The organism is Paracidovorax sp. MALMAid1276, assembly GCF_049198005.1.
GTDB lineage: Bacteria > Pseudomonadota > Gammaproteobacteria > Burkholderiales > Burkholderiaceae_C > Acidovorax.
Map to the genome: position 1 here is coordinate 1 of NZ_JBMIRS010000175.1, position 20,439 is coordinate 20,439.

Sequence of the window (20,439 nt, forward strand, 5' to 3'; positions counted from 1 at the left end):
GAAGTTTTTGCGCTTTCTCAAACCCGCCAACTTCTCAACCCTCACCACACCTCATCACAACCCATTCATCAATGGCCGGCAGTCTTATCCGCCAACCCCTCCGAAAGAGCCGCTCCGTGTAGCGAAGCCCTCGACTATAGCACCGTTTTGAGAGCGGGATCAAGAAGATGTGAGAAATTTCAGCGGGCCGCTATGCAGGGGACGCAACGGTGAGGGGCTTGCACGAGCTTGGGCCGCTGCAAGAGCATCTACAGCTACGAACGGCAAGGCGTCCTGCGCATTGCCTTCAACTGCAGGCAGGGGCCACCTTCCGCTTGTCGGCAGCGGCCCCATTCCTCGGGTTTCGCATGTTTCGCTGCGGTACCGTCTGCCGCCCACACTCCAGCATCACATCTTCCCCTCCCCCGCCCCAGTCGGTGCAACATCGGCGCCGATAATTCGCACCCATGGCACTTATCACCTTACTGGACGCCCAACTCGCTTTCGGGCATGTCGCACTGCTGGATCACGCAGGCTTTTCTCTTGAGGCATCCGAGCGCGTTGGCCTGATCGGGCGCAATGGAGCAGGCAAGTCTTCGTTGTTGAAGATACTGGGCGGTCTGGCGAAGCCAGACGACGGCTCGCTGCAGGTTCAGCAGGGAGTGCGGATTGCGTTCGTGGCCCAGGAGCCCGCGCTGGATGCGTCTGCCACCATCTTCAAGGCCGCCTCTGAAGGTCTGCAGCATGTGATCGCCATCCGTGACCAATACCTGTCCGGAGCGGAGGGGCTGGATCTCGACGCCCTTCAGTCTGAAATTGAAGCCTACGATGCCTGGAACTGGGAGCAGCGCGTCGAGGAGACCCTTCAGCGCCTCCACCTGAATCCTGACGCCACGGTGGGCACACTGTCGGGCGGTACCAAGAAGCGGGTGGCGCTGGCCCAGGCACTGGTGGCACGGCCCGATGTGCTGCTGCTTGACGAGCCCACCAACCATCTGGATCTGGATTCGATCGAATGGCTGGAAGAGCTGCTGATCGACTTTCCCGGCAGCGTCGTCACCATCACGCACGACCGCGCCTTTCTGGACCGCATTGCCACCCGCATCGTCGAGCTGGATCGGGGGAAGCTGCGCTCCTACCCGGGTAACTTTGCGCAGTACCTTCTGCAAAAGGAGGAGCAGCTCGCCCAGGAGGCGGTCATCGCGGCCAAGGCCGACAAACTGCTTGCGCAGGAAGAAATCTGGATTCGCAAGGGCGTGGAGGCACGGCGCACACGCAGCCAGAGCCGCATCACGCGGCTGGAGCAGTTGCGGGCACGGCGGGCAGCCCGGCGCGACGTTGTGGGCAGCGTGCGCATGGACGTGGCCACGGGTGGGTCGAACGGCTATCAGGGAAAGATCGTGGCCGAGTTGGAAGGCGTGAGCAAAGCCTTTGGCGGCAAGACCATCGTCCGCAACTTCACCGGAACCATCCTTCGCGGCGACAAGGTGGGGCTCATCGGTCCGAACGGCGCCGGCAAGACCACCTTGCTGAAAATGATTCTGGGTGAGCTGCCACCGGACAGCGGGACCATTCGGCAGGGCGCCAATCTGCAGGTGGCCTATTTTGATCAGATGCGGCACGCGGTCGATCTGGACGCCACGCTGGAGGACTTCATCAGTCCGGGCAGCGAATGGATCGAGATCGGCACGCAGCGCAAGCACGTGAAGAGCTATCTCAGCGACTTTCTCTTTTCACCGGCGCGCGCCCACTCGCCGGTGCGCTCGCTCTCGGGGGGCGAACGCAATCGACTGCTGCTTGCGCGGTTGTTTGCTCGCCCGGCAAACGTTCTAGTGCTGGACGAGCCCACGAACGACCTGGACATCGATACGCTGGATCTGCTGGAAGAGCTGCTTGAAAACTACGAAGGCTCGGTCTTCCTGGTCAGCCACGACCGCACCTTTCTCGACAACGTGGTCACCAGCACCATTGCGTTCGAGGGCGAGGGGCTGTGGCGTGAATACGAAGGCGGCGTGCTGGATTGGCTTGTGCAGTCCAAACGCAGCCGGTCATTGGCAGCGTCCAACGCCGCACCCGCGAAGGCAGCGTCAGAAAATTTGAATGAAAATGCCACTCAGCGCTTATCCAGCAAGCCTGAGCAGCTATCAAAAAAGAAGCTTAGCTACAAGGAACAACGGGAACTGGAGCAGCTTCCGGATCTGATCGCAGGCCTGGAGGCCGAACAGCAGGAACTACAGGCGGCGCTCGCGGACGGCACCCTGTACAGCACCGACCCCGCCCGCGCCGCAGCCATGAGCACGCGCAGTGCCTCCATTGAAGACGAACTGATGTCGGCGCTGGAGCGGTGGACCGCCCTGTCAGCCTGAGCGCGCGATGCATGCGGCACGCTGGCTGCCGCCCACTGCAGAAATGCTTCACAGCGACGAGCGGCAAGGCTGCGCTGTGCAGCCGCATCAGCGACCGGGTGCGGCGGGCTCAGATGCGGTGGTGCAGCCGGTCGGTGGAGCTGCGCAGCCGGTTGATGAGCGCCGGAGCAATTTGTCCGAGCGGCAACACCTCGTCGGCGGCGCCATGGGCAATGGCCTCGCGCGGCATGCCGAACACGATGCAGGTGGCCTCGTCCTGCACATAGTTGTAGCTGCCGGCATCCTTCATTTCGCGCATGGCGGCGGCGCCATCGTTGCCCATGCCTGTGAGCATGATGCCGAACGCGTTGCGGCCCACTACTGCGGCAGCCGACTTGAACAGCACCTCGACCGAGGGCTTGTGACGGTTCACGGGTGGGCCGTCATCCACCACCGCGACATAGTTGGCACCACTGCGCGCCACGTGGAACTGGGTGCCCCCCGGTGCAATATAGGCATGGCCGGGCAGGATGCGCTCGCCGTTGGCGGCCTCCTTCACCGTGATCTGGCACAACCCGTTGAGCCGAGCCGCGAAGCTGGTGGTGAACCCTGGCGGCATGTGCTGCGTGATGACGATGGCCGGAGAATCTGCTGGCATCTGCACCAGCACTTCCTTGATGGCTTCCGTGCCACCGGTCGAGGCACCGATGCAGATCAGCTTTTCCGTGGAGAGCCGACCGAGCAGCGTGGTCGCGGGCGCGGCAGATCCGCCAGCGCCAGCATGGCCGGAGGGCGCCGCATCGCGGGCAGGCGCCCGACGCACTTGCGCCACCGCGGCCACCCGGATCTTGTCGACGATGTGCGAAGCCAGTTCATTCAGGCCGCTGGCCAGGCCCACGCGCGGCTTCGCCACAAAATCCACGGCGCCAAGCTCCAGGGCTTTCATGGTCACCTCGGCGCCGCGTTCGGTCAGCGTGGAGATCATGAGCACGGGCATGGGGCGCAGGCGCATGAGCCGCCCCAAGAAATCGATGCCGTCCATGCGTGGCATCTCCACGTCCAGGGTGATGACGTCGGGGTTGAGCTCGCGAATCATCTCGCGCGCCACCAGGGGATCATTGGCCGTGCCGATGCACTCCATGTCCCGTTGCCGGTTGATGATCTCTGACAGCAGACTTCGGACCAATGCCGAATCGTCCACCACGATCACCCGGATCTTCCTGCTCATCAACTCAAACCTTCCTCAAAACAGATCCACAGAACCACCGGCCGTGCTCTTCGCCACGGTGGCGGCATTGCCACGAACTTCCTGGGCGACCAGCGCCTCGGGGTGGGCGTGGGCCAGTCGCTTGACCATGGCCTTGCCCGTGACGGGGAAGAACACCACCTTGCGCGGATAGATGTCCAGCACATCTTCGGAGACGATGGGAATACGCTCCGTATGGAGGTAGTTCAGCACGAAATTGGTGTTGCGCTCGCCCACGTTCATGGTCGTGAAGTTGTGCATGACCTGCGCACCGCCAAAGATCTTGGCCTGCATGGTTTCGCGCCGGGCGCCAAGCTTGAGCATCTCATTGATGAGCAACTCCATGGCGTACGAGCCATAGCGCCCGGACGCATCGGCCAGATCTCCATCGGGCAGCATGAAGTGATTCATGCCCCCCACGCGCGCGCGGCTGTCCCACAGGCAGGCGGCGATGCACGAACCCAGCACGGTCATGATCACCAGGCTTTCATCCGCCACGAAATACTCCCCCGGCAAAACCTTGACGGAGTTGTGCTGGAAGTGGTGGTCCATGTAGAAGAACGACGCTTCCCCCGGCTTGCGGGTGCGCGCTTTCAATTCCTGCAGCGAAGACTCGCGCGCCGGGCCTGCCCCTGCGGCGTAAATGTCTGCACTCAGCGGGGCGATGCGGGGCGCCCTGCGGCGCTCGGGCGCTCCGGGTGCACCGGCAAACGTGGAAGGGGATGCGCCTGTTGGGATGTTGGTCATGGATGCGTACGGCTGGACAACATGGACAGGTCAACGGCGCTCGTACACCGTCTTGCCGCGCAAGGTGAAGAGGTCGCGGGACTCGCTGAAATTCTCGGCATGTCCCACAAAAAGCATGCCCCCGGGCTTGAGCACACGGTGGATTCTTTCCAGCACCCGCCTCTGCGTGGGCGCGTCGAAGTAGATCATGACGTTGCGGCAGAACACCACGTCAAAGGGCTCCTTGAAGGGCCAGTCGTCACGGATCAGATTGACGCTCATGAAATCGATCACGCGCCGCAATTCGGGCTTGGCGCGCACCATGCCCACATTGCCACCCTTGCCGCGCAAAAAGAATTTCTGCAGGCGTTCCGGACTCAGGCCCTTGAGGCTGTCCAGCCGATAGACCCCCTGCGATGCGGTGGCCAGCACGCGTGAATCGATGTCGCTTGCCGTCAGCTTGAACGACGCATTGGCGCCGAGCGCTTCAAAGGCCGTCATCACGATGGAGTAGGGCTCTTCCCCCGTGGACGCGGCGTTACACCAGACACGCCAGTTGGCAGATGGTTTTGAGCGCAGGTGCGAGGCGAAGATCTCGAAATGGTGTTGTTCGCGAAAAAACGCCGTGAGGTTCGTCGTCAGCGCATTCACGAACTCCTGCCATTCGGGGCCATCGTGCGTTTCCAGCCATCCCAGATAGTCGTGAAAGCTGGTGTGGCCCGTGTCGCGCAGCCGCCGCGACAGCCGGCTGTAAACCATGGCGTGCTTGCCATCGTGCAGGCTTATGCCCGCCCGCTGGTAGATCAGCGCTTGCACGCGCGCGAAGTCGGCGTTGGTCCAGACGAACTCCCGCCCCTGTGCGAGCGGCCCCGAGGGCGCGGCCGCCGCCGCGTTGTACGCCGGGTCTACCCGGGGCGCCGCAGGCCGGGCAGGAGAGGAGACGCTGGGGGATAGGGCCATATTGATCGTCCGAAAGGGAATCCTGTTCGCTCCTGGAGGCCTTCAAGCTTGCGATTTGCGATCCACGCTGGTGCACCAGGCCTTTGCGGCAGGCCTCGGGGTGCGCCAGCGCCTCACTCGCTGGCGGTCACCAGCCCCATGTCCAGGCTCGACATGAGACTCTCGATGTCCAGCAAGATCAGCATGCGCTCACCCACCGAACCGAGCCCCAGGATGCAGCTGTTGTCGATGGCGCTCTCGATATCCGGCGAGGGACGAATGCTCTCCGGCGTCAGCTCCATCACGTCGCTCACGGAATCCACCACGATGCCCACCACCCGGTTGCGCAGGTTGAGGATGATCACCACCGTGAAGCTGTTGTAGTCGGCCTGCGCACAGTTGAACTTGATGCGCATGTCCACGATCGGGACGATGGTGCCGCGCAGATTGACCACACCCTTGATGAATTCAGGCGCATTGGCGATGCGGGTGGGCGGCTCATAGCCGCGAATTTCCTGCACCTTCAGGATATCAATGCCGTACTCTTCCTGGTCGAGGCGGAACGTGAGGTATTCACGCGCGCCGGCCGGTGCGGCTTCTGTTGCTTTTCCCATCACACTCATGGTGCATTCTCCTTTCTTGACCACGCGGCGCTTTCAGGGCGCCGGTGCTTGGCTCTAGTGGCGGGCTCGGCGCACCAGGCCGCCCGTGTCCAGAATCAGCGCCACCGTTCCATCGCCCAGGATGGTGGCGCCAGACACGTTCGGCACCTTGCGGTAGTTGGTTTCCAGGTTCTTCACGACCACCTGGTGCTGGCCCAGCAGTTCGTCAACCAGCAGTGCCACGCGGCTGCCGTCCGCCTCGACCACCACCATGATGTTGCTGGACTTGTTGAGGTCGAAGCGCGGAACCTGGAATATCTTCTCGAGCGCGATGACCGGCATGTACTCTTCGCGCACCTTGACCAGCTGTGAGCCCTGGGCGACGGTGCTGACATCGTTGGCGTTGACCTGGAAGGACTCCACCACCGACGACAGCGGGAGGATGTAGACCTCATCGCCCACGCCCACCGACATGCCGTCCATGATGGCCAGCGTGAGCGGCAGGCGCACGGACACCTTCATGCCATAGCCCTCGGCGGAGTCGATTTCCACCGAGCCGTTCAGAGCCGCGATGTTGCGCTTGACCACGTCCATGCCTACGCCTCGGCCCGAGACGTCCGTCACCTCATCGGCCGTGGAGAAACCGGGAGCAAAGATCAGCTGCCAGACGTCGGCGTCGCTCATCTGCTCGGACACATCGAGCCCACGCTCCTGTGCCTTCTTCAGAATCTTCTCGCGAGAAAGACCACGGCCGTCATCGCGCACTTCGATCACGATGGAGCCGCCCTGGTGCGACGCAGACAGCGTGATGGTGCCCTGTTCGGACTTGCCTTTGGCCAGGCGGTCGGCAGGCATTTCGATACCGTGATCGCAGCTGTTGCGCACCAGGTGGGTGAGGGGGTCGGTGATCTTTTCCACCAGCCCCTTGTCCAGCTCCGTGGCTTCGCCCAATGTGACCAACTCGACCTTCTTGCCGAGCTTGTTGGCCAGATCGCGCAGCATGCGGGGGAAACGGCTGAACACGATGGACATCGGGATCATGCGGATCGACATGACCGATTCCTGCAAGTCACGCGTGTTGCGGTCCAGGTCGGTGAGGCCCGCCAGCAGTTGCTGGTAAGCGCCCGCGTCCAGCCCGCGGCTGTTCTGCGCCAGCATGGCCTGGGTGATGACGAGCTCGCCCACCAGGTTGATCAGCTGGTCGACCTTCTTCACGTCCACCCGGATGGTGGTGGACTCCATCTGCGCCTGCACAGCCCCCTTGGATTCGGCGGAAGCAGCCTTGGCGGCTGCCTTGACGGGCTGCGGTGCGGTGGCGGCACCGGGCGATCCTTCGGCGTTGGGTGCGCCAGGCGCGCCGTTGAAGAAGCCGTAGGGCGTCTCGGTGCTGCCACCCTCGGCCACCAGCGTCGGCTCGTCATCGGCCAGCACGTCATCGGGAGGGGCGGATGCGGAAGGGTCGCGGAACTGGACTTGCTCCTTGGCGACGTGGAAGGCAAACAGGTCCAGAAGATCGTCCTGGGTGGAGGAAGTCTCCACCGCAAAGAGGCGGGTGTTCGGCTGGCTGGCCGGCAGGTCGCGGATGGAGCCCAGACCGGGAATGTCGCGGAACAGCTCCTTGATGGCGTCCGCCTGCTCCAGTCGCTCCAGCGGGCCGACCTGTATCTCGATCTGACGCGGCTGCCCTGCGGCTGCCGGCTTGCCTGCCGGCGCTGGTGCCGGTGCGGCGGCTGCCGGCGCTTGCGCGGGCGCAGCAGCAGGGGGCGGCGGGGGAGGCGGCGCAGCGGCAGGCGCTTCGCTCGGCACCCGCCCGGCGGCGAGCTCGCTGATGCGGTGGACCAGCGACGTGGTGGAAACGGCCTCTCCGTGCCCGCCGGCCTGGTGGCGCGCCAGCAGGCTGCGGGATGCGTCCGCCGACTCCAGCAGGACATCCACCATCTGCGGGATCGGCTGCAGTTCGTGGCGGCGCAGGCGGTCCAGCAGCGACTCCATCTGGTGGGTCAGCTCGGCCACGTCCGAGAAGCCGAAGGTGGCGGAGCCACCCTTGATCGAGTGGGCGCAGCGGAAGATGCCATTGAGCTCTTCATCGTCGGCACTGGTCAGATCCAGATCGAGCAGCATCTGCTCCATCTGGTCGAGATTCTCGCCCGCTTCTTCGAAAAAGATCTGATAGAACTGGCTCAGGTCAAAGTCTGCGCCGGCCCCTGATCCTTCTTGGTAGGTTTCCGCCATGGTGGGCTCCTGTGTACTGGCTGATGCGCGTCCGTCGGGCCTAACGGATCACTTTCTGGATGACTTCGATCAGGCGATTGGGGTCGAAAGGCTTGACCAGCCAGCCTGTGGCGCCCGCAGTGCGCCCTGCCTGCTTCATCTGGTCGCTGGATTCCGTGGTCAGAATCAGGATGGGAACCGTCTTGAATTTGGGATGTTCGCGCAGCTTGCGGGTCAGCCCGATGCCGTCGAGGCGCGGCATATTCTGGTCGGCGAGCACCAGATCGATGTCATGGGTTTCCGCCTTTTCCAGGGCGTCCTGGCCGTCGACAGCTTCCACCACGTGGTAGCCAGCACCCGTGAGGGTGAACGACACCATTTTTCGCATGGATGGTGAATCATCTACGGCAAGGATCGATTGCATGTAAGGCTCCAACTGACTTGAATATATAGGTTAACCCAGGGGTCTTATCGTCAAAACAGGTCCACCGAACCTGCATCCATCTCGCTTTGCGTCACCGGATTGGGACGGTCTGGCGCCATTTCTGCAAAAGGCGCCGCCTCTTCACCCTCCTCCTGGCCCATGGCTTCGGAGGCCAGCCGGAACGCGCATCCTTGAAGAACCTTGGTGGTGTGCCAGATGAGCTGGGAGGCCATGTCCTGGAACTGCAGCTCCGTCACGGCGCTGCGCAGCGCTGCGCGTGCGGCGACAAGCTCCGGCGTGTCTGCCACCACCGCATCGGTCAAGACGGCATTGGCCTCGCCGAAACGCTCCAGAAGATTGTCTGTTGCATGATTGAGCAATCCTTCGAGCCGGTGAAGATCGTGCATGACCACCAGCAGCGAGTCCTGCAATTCCGCCGCCACCATGACGGGAACCTGGACAGCAGGCCCTCCAGACGTTGTTAGCGTAGATTGCATCGTTTCTCCATCGCAGCACACAGCAGCAAAGCACGCAAATACACAGGACTACGACACCTGCACCAAAGCACCCGAACCATCGCGCGAAACAGGGCGCCCAGGCTCATTGGACCCCGACGCTGAATCCAACCCTACCGGAAAAACACCCTTGTTTGTTCCAATTTGTATCCTATGATAGCGCTCCTATGGTCACCACGGCACCGGACCAGACCCTGAACATCCTGCATCTGGAAGATTCACTGGCCGACCATGATCTGGCGGCTCGAACCCTGCGCCGCTCAGGGCTTGTTTTCCAGATCGTTCAGGTCGACTCGGTGACCAAGTTCCAGCATCTGGCCGACTCCCAACCGTTCGACGTCATCCTGGCAGATTACCGGCTCCCCGGCTTTACCGCACTGGATGCGTGGGCGTATGTGGCGCAAAAACCGCAGCACCCGCCCTTCATTCTGTTGTCGGGCGCCATCGGCGAAGCCGCTGCGGTGGATGTCATGCGCCTTGGCATCGCCGACTACCTGCTCAAGGACGACATGGCCAGGCTGCCCCATGTGGTGGCACGGGCCCTCGAGGTGCACGAGGCGCGCCGCGCGCACGATCAGGCCGTCGCAGAGCTTGCGGCCTCGCAGCGTCGGCTGGCCGAGTTGACCGAGCATCTGCAGCTGTCGATCGAGCAGGAGCGCGCCTCCATCGCGCGGGAAATCCATGACGACATCGGCGGCGCACTGACCGCCGTGCGTTTCGACGTGGCCTGGATCGGGCGGCATAGCGGTGACCCCGAGATGCAGGCGCACGCCGCGTCGGCCGCCGAGATGCTGCAGCACGCCATTGGCGCAAGCCAGCGCATCATGATGAACCTGCGGCCGCCGATTCTGGAACAGGGACTGGTGGCAGCCGTGCAATGGCTGGCCGCCGGTTTCGAGCGGCGCACCGGCGTGCCCGCCCGCGTGCGCTCCAGCAGCGACTCCCTGCACACACCGGCGGACGTGCAGCTGGTGGCCTATCGCACCGCGCAGGAGGCGCTCACGAACATCTCCAAATATGCCCAATGCTCGAAAGTGGAGATCGACCTGTCCGACAAGGAGGAGGTGCTGACCCTGGAGGTGACCGACAACGGGCGGGGCATGGACCTTCAGCAGGCGCGCGACAAGCCCAAGGCCTTTGGACTGAAGGGGCTGCACGAACGGGCCCGCACCGTAGGGGGCTGGCTGGACATCAGCAGCCGACCGGGCCACGGCACGTCGGTCATCCTGTCGGTGCCGCTAACATCGTCCCCATCGCCAACCCCATCGGGAGATGTTCAGTGATTTATGTGGTCCTGTGCGACGACCACGCCGTTCTGAGGCGCGGCATCCGCGACACCCTCGCGGAGGCCCCGGACATCCAGGTCACGGGCGAGGCCGGCGGCTACTCGGAGCTGCGCACCGTGCTGCGCACAGCCGCCTGCGACGTGCTGCTGCTGGACCTGAACATGCCAGGCCGCAGCGGCATCGAGGTGCTGACGAGCCTGCGCGAAACCCACTCCAGCATCAAGGTGCTGATCGTGTCCATGTACCCCGAGGACCAGTACGCGCTGCGCTGCCTGAAGGCCGGGGCCCAGGGCTATGCCAACAAGGCAGGGGATCCGGTGGAGCTGGTCTCGGCCGTGCGCACGGTGATGCAAGGCAAGAAATACCTGACCGCCGAGGTGGCCCAGATGCTGGCGGACAGCCTGGCGCAACCCACGCCGGAGGCGCCACACGCAGCGCTGTCGGAGCGCGAGCTCCAGACACTGGTGAAGATCGCGTCGGGCCGAAGACTTTCCGACATTGCCGAAGAACTGATGCTGAGCCCCAAGACCGTGAGCGTCTACCGCGCGCGCGTGCTCGAAAAGCTCAAGCTCTCGAACAACGCGGAGTTGACCGTTTACGCCATCCGCAACCAGCTGGTATGAAATTGATAGCAGACAGCCGTTATCTGCCAATGATTTCAAAGAAAAAATGCTTGCAGGGATTGTCCATCAAGCGGTAGCCACTATCAAATTAAGAGCAAATGGCTCACCGGCCTCCGCCAAACAGGTCGATGGAGCGCTGCATGAGGGCCAGCACGGGCTGCTCCAGCATCGGCAAGGTGGCGGCGATGCCCAGCAGGCCCACGGTGAGCGTGACGGGAAAGCCCACGGCGTAGATGTTCATCTGCGGCGCGACACGGGAAATGATGCCCATGGTCAGATTCACGAACAGCAGGAGCGCGATCATGGGCAGCGCGATCCACAGCGCGCTGGAGAAGATCGACGCCCCCAGTTCGTACAGGCGCATCTGCCCCAGCGCCTCCAAGAAATTGCCGTTCACGGGAAACCGGTCAAAGCTCCTGACCACGGCCATCAGGATCATCAGGTGGCCGTTGATGACGACGAAGAGCAGCAGGGCCATGTGACCGAAGAAGCGCCCCACGGCGCTGAGCTGGGCATTGGATGCGGGGTCGAAGAAGGACGCAAAGCTCAGCCCCATCTGCAGGCCGATCACTTCGCCGGCCATTTCGACAGCCGCGAACACGATGCGCACCGAAAACCCGATGGCGAGCCCCACCACCACCTGCTGCGTCACTGCCGCCAGCGCCGCGCGGTCGTTCACACTGATCACCGGCAGCTCGCCCAGCACACCCTGGGCGCACACCGCGACCAGAAACGCCAGGCCGACCTTGACCCGCATGGGCACCACCCGCATGGAGAAGATGGGCGCCACCGAGAACATGGCGAGCACCCGCAGGAACGGCCAGAGGATGGGCGAGATCCAGGCCACGAGCTGGGCTTCGGAGAACGTGATCACGCCGGCGGTCCCACGCGCAGGAAGGAGGGGTGCAGGAGCACGCGGCTAGCCCATCATCGACGGAATGGACTCGATGGTTCGGCGGATGAAATCGACCAGCGTGCTCAGCATCCAGGGCCCGGCAATCGCAAACACCACCATGGCTGCAATCAGCTTGGGCACAAAGGCCAGCGTGGCCTCATGAATCTGCGTCACCGCCTGAAAAATGCTCACCAGCAAACCCACGGCCATCACCACGCCCAGCACGGGCATGGCAATCATCAGCAAGAGCGTCAGGGCATCGCGCCCCATCGTCAGCACCATCTGGGAGGTCATGCGCGTTCTCCTTCAGGGGACAAAACTGGCGGCCAACGAGCCGATCAGCAGATTCCAGCCGTCCGCCAGCACAAACAGCATCAGCTTGAAGGGCAGCGCCACCAGCACGGGCGACAACATCATCATGCCCAGCGACATCAGGATGCTGGACACCACCATGTCGATGACCAGAAACGGAATGAAGATCATGAAGCCGATCTGAAACGCAGACTTCAGCTCGCTGGTGACAAAGGCCGGCACGATGACGCGCAGGGGCGCGGTCTCGGCAGTCACGGCCGGGTCGAGCCGGGCGAGGCGGGAGAACAGTGCAAAGTCCGACTGCCGCGTCTGCTTGAGCATGAAGGTGCGCATGGGTGCCTCCGCCCGGTCCAGCGCCTGTTCAAAGGTGATGGCGTTGGTGGTGTAGGGCACGTACGCGTCCTGGTACACGCGGTCCAGCGTGGGGCCCATCACGAAGAACGTGAGAAACAGCGACAAGCCGATGATGACCTGGTTGGGCGGCGCGGACTGCGTGCCCAGTGCCTGCCGCAGCAGGGCCAGCACGATGACGATGCGCGTGAACCCGGTCATCATGAGGAGCACGGCGGGCAGAAATGACAGCGCCGTGAAGAACAGCAAGGTCTGGATGGGCACCGAATAGCTCGTGCCCGACGGGCCACTGCCCACCACCAGGGGCAGCGTCGCACCCGACTGCTGCGCCAGGGCCGCCAGCGGCACCAGCCAGACGCCCAGAAGGCAGAGCGCGAACGCCTTGGCTCGCGGCCAGCGCAGCCGCAGCACCGCTTCAGCCATGGGGTGTCTTTCCGGGGCCGCCCACGGCCGCCGCAATCTCTTGGGCGAACGACGAGGGCTGGTGCGGCAAATCACCCGCCGACACCGGACTGCCGCTGCCCTGCGCTGACGAAACGGGCATGGTGTGCAGGCAGCTCACGTTCTGCGCCGTCACTCCCAAAACCAGCAAGGTGCGGGCATGTTCGGGCCCCACCTCCACAGTCACCACCCGCTGGTGCGGCCCCACGGCCACCGCCGAGAGCACGCGCGATGCACCTGCCGCGGCGGTGCCGGCAGCACCCTGCCGCTGCTGCAGCCTTCGCACCAGCCACGGCAGCATGGCCATGGCGCCCACAAAGAGCACCACCACCAGCAGGGTCTGGGTCATGCTGCCGTTATCCACGGCTGACCCGGCGCAATCGTTCCGAGGGTGTCACCACGTCAGTGAGGCGAATACCGAACTTGTCGTTCACCACCACCACCTCGCCCTGCGCGATGAGGTAGCCGTTCACCAGAACGTCCATGGGCTCGCCCGCCAGGGCGTCGAGTTCCACGACGGAGCCCTGCGCAAGCTGGAGGATGTATTTGATCGGCACCTTGGTGCGCCCCAGTTCCACGGAAAGCTGAACCGGGATGTCGAGCACCATGTTGATGTCGTTGGCCGTGCCATCGCCACCACCGCCGCCGCCCCCTGCGGAGAAGGGACGCACGGACTCCCCGGACAACGGCCCGCCCTGCTCGGCCGATTCGGGCTTGTCGTCCGTGCGTTTCTGCTCTTCCAGCGCTTCGGCCCAGCCTGCAAACGGGTCCTCTGCGCCAGCGTCCTTGTTGTCTTCTTCAGTTGACATCTTTCTCTCCAAGCCAGCTCATGTCTGCGTTGCGCAGGCACTCTTCAATGCGAATGGCGTATTTTGAATTGTGGGTTCCGTACTGGCACTCGAAGATGGGAACCCCTCCGATGGATGCCTTGATGCGCGGCTCTCGGTCCAGCTCGATGAAATCACCGGGCTTCATGGCCAGCAATTGCTCCACCGTGGCATCGGCGCGTGCAAGCTCTGCGACCAGCGTCACCTCGGCCGCCTGGATTTCGCGGGTCAGCACCCGCACCCAGCGGCGGTCCACCTCGATGGAATCGCCCTGCGTGGACGAATACAGGACATCGCGAATCGGCTCCAGCGTGGCGTAGGGCATGCAGATGTGGATGGCCCCCGAAAGGTCGCCGATCTCCAGCTGGAAAGCGGTTGACACCACGATTTCGCTGGGCGTCGCGATGTTGGCGAACTGCGGCTGCATTTCCGAGCGCTGGTATTCCAGCTCCAGCGGATAGATGCCTTGCCAGGCCTTGCGGTATTCAAAGCAGATCACATCCACCAGCCGGTTGATCACCCGCTGCTCGGTGGGTGAAAAATCCCGCCCCTCGATGCGGGTCTGGAACTTGCCAACCCCACCATACAGGGTATCGATGATGCCGAAGACCAGCGACGGCTCGCACACGATCAAGCCGCTGCCACGCAGGGGGCGAATGGCCACGATGTTGAAATTGGTCGGCACTGCCAGCTCGCGCAGAAAGGCGCTGTAGCGCTGGACCGACACCGTCCCTACCGATATCTCGGGACTGCGCCGGATGAAGTTGAACAGGCCGATGCGGAAATTGCGCGCAAACCGCTCGTTGACGATCTCCATCGTCGGCATGCGGCCGCGGACGATGCGCTCCTGGCTAGAGATGTCGTAGTCGCGTACCGAACCCGCCTCAGCGACTTCTTCGACGGATTTCTGGCTCTCGCCCGTGACGCCCTCCAGAAGGGCATCAACTTCTTCCTGCGAAAGAAATGAATCACTCATGACTGGTCCTTGCCCGGGTCACTGGATGATGAAGCTGGAAAAGAGCACGCGATACACCGGGTTGCGCGGCTCCGCGCGTCGGCGAGCAGGCCGATCTTCGTCTTCCCCGTCCTCCTCGGCGGCCGCGCGGGAGCGCGCCCGAGCACGTTCGGACGGCACCGAATAGCCCAGTGGGCGCGACACCTCTCGCAGGATGTCGTTGGCCAGTTTTTCCTTGCCTTCGCGCTGCAGCAACTCGGCGGAAGTGCGCTGCGACACCAGCAGCAGGATGCCGCTGCGAATGGTGGGCAGGTACAGCTTGACTTGTTCGGAGGTTTTTGCATCGGCCAGTTCTAGCGTGATGCCGATCTGCGCAAAGCGGTCGCCCCCGGGATCCGCCAGGTTGACCACCATGTTTTCCATGGCCAGGAACGTGGGTGCAACCTTGGGCTCTTCCTTGCGAGCGGCCGGCGCGCCGCCTTCTTCATCGCCGCCCTGCGAGCGCATCATGAAAAACGCCGCGCCGCCGCCCCCCACCACCAGCAAAAGCACCACGCCGATGATGATCACAAGCATTTTTTTGCTTTTGGCCGGAGCCGCTGCGGGAGTATTGGCTGACACGGTGCGGATTCCTTGCAGTAGAGAGCAGTCCCGCTAGCGCGAACAGCACGCAGGCCAGGACGGTTGCTCCATTATTGGGCGCGGTTGCAACCAATAATAGCCAGAATAAAAGCCCTAAACCACGGCATTCCGTGCGCTTGCAACCTCCCTGCAAGGCCGATTACCCCTGTCAAGGTGGGGGCACCACGTCAGGCCACGGCCCTACACAAAGATGTCGACCGCACCGTCCCGCACGGCGCCGGCGCGACGGGCAGGCGCCGTGCCGCCGTCTGTCGCCGCCGCAGCGACGCGGGCCTGACGCCCCCCATCGCGGGGCCGCTGCTGCCCCGAATCCCCAGCCCCCGATGCATCGCGCGCGGAGGTGCCCACCGACATGCCCGACAGCACCAGCCCTTCGCTGCGCAGCAGGTCACTCAGCTGGGCCATGCTCCGGTCCAGCATCGCGCGCGTTTCTGCCTGATCGCTGCGGAAGGAGACATGGGCTTCATGACCCTGCAACGACACCGACACCTCCACGGGCTGCCCGCCTTCCTGCAGTGTCAGTTCAGCGTTCTGCGTTTTCTGGTTGACCCAGTACGTCACCTGCTCTGCCACCGACTCTTCTGCGGCGGCCTGGGACGGGTCGGCAAACATGGCCGCTGCGTCCACGCCTTCCACTTCGGGAGTGCGGGTCAGCTCCATGCCTGCGGCACTGCCGCCTGCACCCGCCCCGTTGTCAGCAAACGCGCCCCCGGACTGTGGCCTGCTCCCCTGCGCTGTTGCCACGCCAGAGGTGGGTGCAGCCGCCAGGTCTCCGGGCAGCATGGTGCCGGGTGCGGTGCCGAGGGCGCGGTCCGGATGGGCGCTTGCTGCCTGGACCGCCGCCGACGAGGAACCATCGACGACGACGCCCGCCATGTTCGCAGGCGATAGTGCAGGGGCGGACAGAGCGCCCAGGTGGCTGGATGCAGGCGATGCCGAACGCATGGTGGATGGATCGGTCAGGCCCGCGACAGCGCCCGCTGCACGCGGCGCCAGCGCCGCCTGCATGCGAGACAGAATGCGGCCATAGCCCGCCGCAGGTGCTGACGGGCCCAAGCCCTTCACGTCAGCAGCGCCGTCCAGCTGCGCGGTTTCGGCCACCAGCCCCTGCTGCTGGCCATTCCCCCCCACCAACGCGCCGGACCACCGGGAAACTGACGCGCCCTCATCGGCGAGGCTGTTGCCGGCAGACACAGGCTGGGGAACGGTCGCATCGGCCGGCGCCATCAGGCCTTGCAAGGCTGCCATGGTGGCCGCATCCAGCCCCATCGGGTCTTCGTCGACGGGTGCAAGGGCGGCAAGGCCTGTCGGCGCATCGGTGATGACCTGCGCCGCACCGGGCTGCTCCACGGCTTCGCCCACACCGCCAGTGGCAGCGCCATCCAGCGCCGCCAGCAGCGCGAGAAAACTGCCGGGCGCCGCCGTTGCACCTGCAGCCGATGTTTCGCTGCCCGGCCGCGCACTGCGAGCGGTCTGCTGCGCCTGTGCATGGCCGTTGGAAGGGGATATTCTGGTGTTTTCCATGCTCAATGCTCCTGGCTGGCGGCGCTTTGCAGGGTGTTGCGGTACTGCAAGGCTGCCCGTTCATCGGTTTGTTTTTGCTCTCTGCGCAGTTGCTGCAGCGCCAGCTCCAGGCGCCGCCGTTCCAGCACCTTGCGCAGGCTGGCCAGGCGCAGTTCGGCGTCGAGCAAGGCCTGTCGGGCCACTTCCACCCTGTGGGCGTGGTCGCCCACCACGTTCCCCTGCAGGCTGGCGGCGTGGGCCAGCCGGTCCATGAACTGGTAGTGGTGGTACATCACCTCGGGCTGCCGCACCGTATCGGGCCGCGTGCCCCATCGACCTTCCGTCTCGCGCGCATAGCCCTCCAACTGGTCGAGCTGGTCGCGGGCGGCCTGCTGCGCCGCCTGCGTGTCTTGCAAGGCCCGGCGAGCGTCATCGCGCTTGCGACTGGCGACTTCGACGGCCACCATGAGAGCGTTGAGGTTGGACATGTTGCTGCTTCCGATTCAGTGACCCGCTAATGCGACAGTGCTGCCCCCATGGCGGCAACGCTCTGGTCCATGGTGGCGGCTTCGAACATGTCCTGCTGAAGAAACTCGGCCATTTGCGGCTGCAGGCGGATGGCCTCGTCCAGCGCGGGATCGGAGCCACTCATGTACGCGCCAACCTGCACCAGGTCTCGGCTCTTCTGATACCGCGAGTACACCGCGCGAAAGCGTCGCGCAAGCTCGAAATGCGCCCGTGGAACCACGTTGTGCATGACCCGGGAGGCGGACTGCTCGATGTCGATCGCCGGGAAGTGCCCGGTTTCCGCCAAAGCGCGCGACAGCACGATGTGCCCGTCCAGAATGGCCCGCGCGGCGTCCGCGATGGGGTCCTGCTGGTCGTCGCCCTCCGACAGCACCGTGTAGAAAGCCGTGATGGAGCCCACGCCATGCAGACCATTGCCACTGCGCTCTACCAGTTGCGGCAACTTGGCAAAGCACGATGGCGGGTAGCCCTTGGTGGCCGGCGGCTCACCGATGGCCAGCGCAATCTCGCGCTGCGCCATCGCGTAGCGGGTGAGCGAGTCCATGAGCAGCAGCACATGCTTGCCCTTGTCGCGAAAATGCTCGGCCACTGCGGTGGCGTAGGCCGCCCCCTGCATGCGCAGCAGGGGCGGCGCGTCCGCCGGCGCGGCCACCACCACCGAGCGGGCACGCCCTTCGGCACCCAGGATGTCTTCCACGAACTCCTTGACTTCGCGGCCCCGTTCGCCAATGAGCCCCACCACGATCACGTCGGCACGGGTGTATCGGGCCATCATGCCCAGCAGCACGCTCTTGCCCACGCCGGAGCCCGCAAAAAGCCCCAGGCGCTGTCCGCGGCCCACGGTCAGCAGCGCGTTGATCGCCCGCACCCCGGTGTCCAGCGACTCGCGCACGGGGTCGCGATCCATGGCGTTGATCTGGCGACGGTCCATGGGCTCGGCAGCCACATCCTGCACCGGACCTCCGTGGTCCAGCGCAAGCCCCTGCGCATCGACCACCCGACCCAGGAGTCCGTCCCCCATCGGCAGCCGCAGCACGCCGGCACGCTGCACAGGGCGTGATTCTTCCCCAAGCCGGGGCACCGGCACATAGGGCGCAGCGGGGACCACGCTGGCGCCGCTGGACAAGCCATGGATGTCGCCAGCGGGCATCAGGAAAGCCTTGTCCCCTGAGAATCCCACCACCTCGGACAAGACGGGGTCGTGCCCCGGCATTTGCACCAGGCACTGCGAGCCCACGGGCACGCGGATGCCCGCCGCCTCCAGCACCAGCCCTGTCAGGCGGGTCAGCGTGCCACGGGTCTCCAGGGGCGCGCGCTCGGCCATCCGCTCGCGCGCATCCTCCATGAACCGGCTCCACGCCGTGGGGGCTTCAACGCTCATCGCCGTCCTCCACGTCCCAGGGTGACTGGAGGCCCAGGGCGGCAATGGCACGCTGCCACCGCTTGTCGAGGCTTCCGTCCACCACCATCCCTGCGGAGTCGACCAGACAGCCGCCTTCGGGCACCGAAGGATCGGCCACCCACTGAATCGAGGGGTTGTCCATGTCCTCGCGCAGGGGCTGCTCCATCACTTCCAGGTCTGCGGGGTGGAGCCGCACGGTGGCAGGCCGCCCCTCCGACACCACCATGCCGACGGCCTCGCGCACCACCGGCTGCAGCGCATTGGGGTTGACCGACAGCTCCTGGCGCACCACATCCCGCGCGATGTCACAGGCCAGCTCCAGCACCTGCTGGGCCATCTGCTGCTGCATGTCGTTCAGGCTGGCATCCAGCGTCTGAAACAGCTGTTGCATGCGGTCTGCGGCTTCACGGCCCTGCCGGGCGATGTATTCATCCATGCGGCGCTGCCACTCCAGCGCGGTCTCGGCCTGCCCCTGGGCAAAGCCCTCGGCATAGGCGTCGTCGCACGCCTGCTGCAACAGCGCCTGCTGGGCAGCCTCGTCCACCTCGATGGGCAGCGCCTCTTCGGCAGGCTCCGGCTCGGGGTCTGGCTCGGGCTCGGAGCCATCCACGGCGCGGAACTTCCACTGGGTAAAGTCGCCGACCTCTTCGCTGGGAATGAAGCGCGAGTACGAGCGCTGGTTAGACGAAGGCATCATCACCGCCGCCTCCGATCACGATCTGGCCCTCGTCGGACAGGCGGCGCACCGTCTTGAGGATTTCCTTCTGCTGCGCTTCCACCTCGGACAGGCGCATGGGACCGCGCGATTCCAGGTCTTCGCGCAGCGCATCTGCCGCACGGGAGGACATGTTCGAGAGAAACTTTTCCCGTAGATCGGGCACTGCGCCCTTGAGCGCCACGATGAGCGTTTCGGACGCCACTTCCTTGAGCACGGTCTGGATGGCCTTGTCGTCGAGCTTGAGCACGTCTTCGAACACGAACATCTTGTCCATGATCTTCTGGGCCAGGTCGGGGTCGTAACCGCGGATCGACTCGAGCACCACCGCATCCATGTTGCCGCCCAGCAGGTTGATGATTTCGGCCGCCGCCTTGACACCGCCCAGCGAGCTTTTGCGGATCTTGTCGCCACCCGCCAGCACCTTGAACAGAACCTCGTTGAGGTCCTTGAGCGCCGTGGGCTGAATGCCTTCCAGGGTGGCCACGCGCAGCAGGATCTCGCTGCGCTGGCGGTCCGTGAGGTGCATCAGGATGCCCGACGCCTGGTCGCTATCGAGGTGCACGAGGATCGCGGCCACGATCTGTGGATGCTCGTTGCGCAGCAGTTCGGCCACCGACAGGGGGTCCATCCACTTCAGGCTTTCGATTCCCGAGACGTCGCCACCCTGCAGAATGCGGTCGATCAGCAGCCCCGCCTTGTCCTCACCCAGAGCACGCTTGAGAACGGCGCGCACGTAGTTGCCCGTGTCGGACACCAGCAGGCTTTGCGCGGCAGCCGCGTCGGAGAACTTGTTGATGACCTGGTCCACCTTCTCGCGCGAGACCGATCGCATGCGCGCGATGGTTTCGCCCAGCTTCTGCACCTCCTTGGGCGAGAAATGCTTGAAGACCTCGGCAGCCTCTTCCTCGCCGAGTGACATCAGCATGATGGCTGCGTCATTGAGTCCTTGGTCATCCATGGCTAGGGTTC

Annotated in this window: 22 protein-coding genes; 3 read left to right on the forward strand and 19 right to left on the reverse strand. The window is 64.3% G+C overall.

What is annotated here, in order from left to right; all coding sequences use genetic code 11:
• Window positions 1-446: 446 nt before the first annotated feature.
• Window positions 447-2,345 (forward strand): ATP-binding cassette domain-containing protein, encoded by a 1,899-nt coding sequence (locus tag ACOQFS_RS12055; protein WP_421563099.1) that lies wholly within the window; start codon window positions 447-449, stop codon window positions 2,343-2,345.
• A 109-nt stretch (window positions 2,346-2,454) separates the two neighbouring features.
• On the opposite strand, the gene ACOQFS_RS12060 is transcribed toward ACOQFS_RS12055, so the two are convergent.
• The 7 genes from ACOQFS_RS12060 to ACOQFS_RS12090 all read right to left on the reverse strand — a co-directional run bounded on the left by ACOQFS_RS12060 (window position 2,455) and on the right by ACOQFS_RS12090 (window position 8,969).
• Window positions 2,455-3,552, reverse strand: a complete 1,098-nt coding sequence (locus ACOQFS_RS12060; RefSeq protein ID WP_421563100.1) for a protein-glutamate methylesterase/protein-glutamine glutaminase — start codon at window positions 3,550-3,552, stop codon at window positions 2,455-2,457.
• 15 nt (window positions 3,553-3,567) lie between these two features.
• A complete protein-coding gene (gene cheD / locus ACOQFS_RS12065) occupies window positions 3,568-4,317 on the reverse strand; it encodes a chemoreceptor glutamine deamidase CheD (RefSeq protein WP_421563101.1) in 750 nt (249 codons plus the stop codon).
• Between the two features lie 30 nt (window positions 4,318-4,347).
• Window positions 4,348-5,256 carry a CheR family methyltransferase gene (locus tag ACOQFS_RS12070; RefSeq protein ID WP_421563102.1) on the reverse strand — a complete coding sequence of 303 codons (909 nt, stop codon included), beginning with the start codon at window positions 5,254-5,256 and terminating at the stop codon, window positions 4,348-4,350.
• Between the two features lie 113 nt (window positions 5,257-5,369).
• Window positions 5,370-5,858 (reverse strand): chemotaxis protein CheW, encoded by a 489-nt coding sequence (locus tag ACOQFS_RS12075; protein ID WP_421563103.1) that lies wholly within the window; start codon window positions 5,856-5,858, stop codon window positions 5,370-5,372.
• A gap of 54 nt (window positions 5,859-5,912) precedes the next feature.
• Window positions 5,913-8,069, reverse strand: coding sequence for a chemotaxis protein CheW (locus tag ACOQFS_RS12080; RefSeq protein WP_421563104.1), 2,157 nt, complete (start codon window positions 8,067-8,069; stop codon window positions 5,913-5,915).
• A 40-nt stretch (window positions 8,070-8,109) separates the two neighbouring features.
• Window positions 8,110-8,472 carry a response regulator gene (locus ACOQFS_RS12085; RefSeq protein WP_421563105.1) on the reverse strand — a complete coding sequence of 121 codons (363 nt, stop codon included), beginning with the start codon at window positions 8,470-8,472 and terminating at the stop codon, window positions 8,110-8,112.
• A gap of 50 nt (window positions 8,473-8,522) precedes the next feature.
• Window positions 8,523-8,969, reverse strand: coding sequence for a hypothetical protein (locus ACOQFS_RS12090; RefSeq protein WP_421563106.1), 447 nt, complete (start codon window positions 8,967-8,969; stop codon window positions 8,523-8,525).
• 185 nt (window positions 8,970-9,154) lie between these two features.
• Between ACOQFS_RS12090 and ACOQFS_RS12095 the strand changes: the two genes are divergently transcribed.
• Together ACOQFS_RS12095 and ACOQFS_RS12100 are read left to right on the forward strand one after the other, a co-directional pair.
• Window positions 9,155-10,270, forward strand: coding sequence for an ATP-binding protein (locus ACOQFS_RS12095; protein ID WP_421563107.1), 1,116 nt, complete (start codon window positions 9,155-9,157; stop codon window positions 10,268-10,270).
• The gene (locus ACOQFS_RS12100) at window positions 10,267-10,896 is read left to right on the forward strand and encodes a response regulator (protein ID WP_421563108.1); all 630 of its coding nucleotides are present in this window, start codon (window positions 10,267-10,269) and stop codon (window positions 10,894-10,896) included. Before ACOQFS_RS12095 ends, ACOQFS_RS12100 begins: the two co-directional genes overlap by 4 nt.
• A gap of 103 nt (window positions 10,897-10,999) precedes the next feature.
• Here ACOQFS_RS12100 and fliR read toward each other — a convergent pair whose 3' ends face one another.
• From fliR to fliG, 12 genes are all read right to left on the reverse strand, one after another.
• Window positions 11,000-11,770: a flagellar biosynthetic protein FliR gene (fliR, locus tag ACOQFS_RS12105; RefSeq protein WP_421563109.1), complete on the reverse strand. Its 771-nt coding sequence runs from the start codon at window positions 11,768-11,770 to the stop codon at window positions 11,000-11,002.
• Between the two features lie 45 nt (window positions 11,771-11,815).
• The gene (fliQ, locus tag ACOQFS_RS12110) at window positions 11,816-12,085 is read right to left on the reverse strand and encodes a flagellar biosynthesis protein FliQ (RefSeq protein ID WP_421563110.1); all 270 of its coding nucleotides are present in this window, start codon (window positions 12,083-12,085) and stop codon (window positions 11,816-11,818) included.
• 12 nt (window positions 12,086-12,097) lie between these two features.
• Window positions 12,098-12,877, reverse strand: coding sequence for a flagellar type III secretion system pore protein FliP (gene fliP, locus ACOQFS_RS12115; RefSeq protein ID WP_421563111.1), 780 nt, complete (start codon window positions 12,875-12,877; stop codon window positions 12,098-12,100).
• Window positions 12,870-13,244: a FliO/MopB family protein gene (locus ACOQFS_RS12120; protein ID WP_421563112.1), complete on the reverse strand. Its 375-nt coding sequence runs from the start codon at window positions 13,242-13,244 to the stop codon at window positions 12,870-12,872. The genes fliP and ACOQFS_RS12120 overlap by 8 nt, the downstream gene beginning before the upstream one ends.
• Window positions 13,245-13,251: 7 nt before the next feature.
• Complete coding sequence (gene fliN, locus ACOQFS_RS12125; protein ID WP_421563113.1) at window positions 13,252-13,704, reverse strand: flagellar motor switch protein FliN; 453 nt, start codon at window positions 13,702-13,704, stop codon at window positions 13,252-13,254.
• Window positions 13,694-14,698, reverse strand: a complete 1,005-nt coding sequence (gene fliM / locus ACOQFS_RS12130; protein WP_421563114.1) for a flagellar motor switch protein FliM — start codon at window positions 14,696-14,698, stop codon at window positions 13,694-13,696. The genes fliN and fliM overlap by 11 nt, the downstream gene beginning before the upstream one ends.
• Window positions 14,699-14,716: 18 nt before the next feature.
• Complete coding sequence (locus ACOQFS_RS12135) at window positions 14,717-15,298, reverse strand: flagellar basal body-associated FliL family protein (RefSeq protein ID WP_421563115.1); 582 nt, start codon at window positions 15,296-15,298, stop codon at window positions 14,717-14,719.
• Between the two features lie 201 nt (window positions 15,299-15,499).
• Entirely contained in the window at window positions 15,500-16,843 is a 1,344-nt protein-coding gene (locus ACOQFS_RS12140) for a flagellar hook-length control protein FliK (protein ID WP_421563116.1), read from the reverse strand.
• A gap of 2 nt (window positions 16,844-16,845) precedes the next feature.
• Window positions 16,846-17,310, reverse strand: a complete 465-nt coding sequence (gene fliJ / locus ACOQFS_RS12145) for a flagellar export protein FliJ (protein WP_421563117.1) — start codon at window positions 17,308-17,310, stop codon at window positions 16,846-16,848.
• A gap of 26 nt (window positions 17,311-17,336) precedes the next feature.
• Window positions 17,337-18,731 (reverse strand): flagellar protein export ATPase FliI, encoded by a 1,395-nt coding sequence (gene fliI / locus ACOQFS_RS12150; RefSeq protein ID WP_421563118.1) that lies wholly within the window; start codon window positions 18,729-18,731, stop codon window positions 17,337-17,339.
• On the reverse strand, window positions 18,721-19,449 hold the full coding sequence (locus tag ACOQFS_RS12155) for a FliH/SctL family protein (RefSeq protein WP_421563119.1): 729 nt from the start codon (window positions 19,447-19,449) through the stop codon (window positions 18,721-18,723). Before ACOQFS_RS12155 ends, fliI begins: the two co-directional genes overlap by 11 nt.
• Window positions 19,433-20,428 (reverse strand): flagellar motor switch protein FliG, encoded by a 996-nt coding sequence (gene fliG, locus ACOQFS_RS12160; protein ID WP_421563120.1) that lies wholly within the window; start codon window positions 20,426-20,428, stop codon window positions 19,433-19,435. The genes ACOQFS_RS12155 and fliG overlap by 17 nt, the downstream gene beginning before the upstream one ends.
• Window positions 20,429-20,439: the final 11 nt, after the last annotated feature.

Coding starts and splice junctions, on each gene's coding strand:
- ACOQFS_RS12155 (WP_421563119.1), bottom strand. CDS start 19,449: ATGATGCCTTCGTCTAACCAGCGCTCGTACTCGCGCTTCATTCCCAGC.
- fliQ (WP_421563110.1), bottom strand. CDS start 12,085: ATGACCTCCCAGATGGTGCTGACGATGGGGCGCGATGCCCTGACGCTC.
- fliG (WP_421563120.1), bottom strand. CDS start 20,428: ATGGATGACCAAGGACTCAATGACGCAGCCATCATGCTGATGTCACTC.
- ACOQFS_RS12080 (WP_421563104.1), bottom strand. CDS start 8,069: ATGGCGGAAACCTACCAAGAAGGATCAGGGGCCGGCGCAGACTTTGAC.
- ACOQFS_RS12120 (WP_421563112.1), bottom strand. CDS start 13,244: ATGACCCAGACCCTGCTGGTGGTGGTGCTCTTTGTGGGCGCCATGGCC.
- fliN (WP_421563113.1), bottom strand. CDS start 13,704: ATGTCAACTGAAGAAGACAACAAGGACGCTGGCGCAGAGGACCCGTTT.
- fliJ (WP_421563117.1), bottom strand. CDS start 17,310: ATGTCCAACCTCAACGCTCTCATGGTGGCCGTCGAAGTCGCCAGTCGC.
- ACOQFS_RS12095 (WP_421563107.1), top strand. CDS start 9,155: ATGGTCACCACGGCACCGGACCAGACCCTGAACATCCTGCATCTGGAA.
- ACOQFS_RS12140 (WP_421563116.1), bottom strand. CDS start 16,843: ATGGAAAACACCAGAATATCCCCTTCCAACGGCCATGCACAGGCGCAG.
- fliI (WP_421563118.1), bottom strand. CDS start 18,731: ATGAGCGTTGAAGCCCCCACGGCGTGGAGCCGGTTCATGGAGGATGCG.
- ACOQFS_RS12060 (WP_421563100.1), bottom strand. CDS start 3,552: ATGAGCAGGAAGATCCGGGTGATCGTGGTGGACGATTCGGCATTGGTC.
- cheD (WP_421563101.1), bottom strand. CDS start 4,317: ATGACCAACATCCCAACAGGCGCATCCCCTTCCACGTTTGCCGGTGCA.
- fliP (WP_421563111.1), bottom strand. CDS start 12,877: ATGGCTGAAGCGGTGCTGCGGCTGCGCTGGCCGCGAGCCAAGGCGTTC.
- ACOQFS_RS12055 (WP_421563099.1), top strand. CDS start 447: ATGGCACTTATCACCTTACTGGACGCCCAACTCGCTTTCGGGCATGTC.
- ACOQFS_RS12090 (WP_421563106.1), bottom strand. CDS start 8,969: ATGCAATCTACGCTAACAACGTCTGGAGGGCCTGCTGTCCAGGTTCCC.
- ACOQFS_RS12075 (WP_421563103.1), bottom strand. CDS start 5,858: ATGAGTGTGATGGGAAAAGCAACAGAAGCCGCACCGGCCGGCGCGCGT.
- ACOQFS_RS12070 (WP_421563102.1), bottom strand. CDS start 5,256: ATGGCCCTATCCCCCAGCGTCTCCTCTCCTGCCCGGCCTGCGGCGCCC.
- ACOQFS_RS12085 (WP_421563105.1), bottom strand. CDS start 8,472: ATGCAATCGATCCTTGCCGTAGATGATTCACCATCCATGCGAAAAATG.
- fliM (WP_421563114.1), bottom strand. CDS start 14,698: ATGAGTGATTCATTTCTTTCGCAGGAAGAAGTTGATGCCCTTCTGGAG.